This is a genomic window from Pseudomonas sp. 2822-17, from assembly GCF_002742485.1.
Lineage (GTDB): Bacteria > Pseudomonadota > Gammaproteobacteria > Pseudomonadales > Pseudomonadaceae > Aquipseudomonas > Aquipseudomonas cyclaminis.
Genome location: NZ_LJRZ01000287.1, coordinates 1 through 349 on the forward strand (window position 1 = coordinate 1; position 349 = coordinate 349).

General features: G+C 34.1%; 1 protein-coding gene. It reads left to right on the forward strand.

Going from position 1 to position 349, the window contains the following annotated elements; translation table 11 throughout:
- On the forward strand, window positions 1-349 hold a 349-nt coding region (locus AOA60_RS32155; protein WP_158235020.1), incomplete at both ends, for a peptidase dimerization domain-containing protein.

Sequence of the window (349 nt, forward strand, 5' to 3'; positions counted from 1 at the left end):
ACATATATTCCAGCTGAAGGTGGGATTGTTCAATCATTTCATTCAGGTGAAAGATTAAATATGGTACCTGAAAAGGCGAAAGTTGAATTAGTGGGGATTGAACATCAAGATGTAATAGGTGATTTCATACACTTCCTAAGTAAGCATAGTATATCTGGTGAATACCATATAGAGAATAATAAACTCATTTTAGAAGTTACGGGAAAATCAGCCCATGGAATGGAGCCAGATAAGGGGATAAACAGTGGTTTATATTTAGCTCATTTCATTTCTGCTCTTTCATCATTGCAAGGTAATGAAAAAGATTATTTTAAAGTCCTTAGTGACATATTCTTTCTTGATTCTAGGG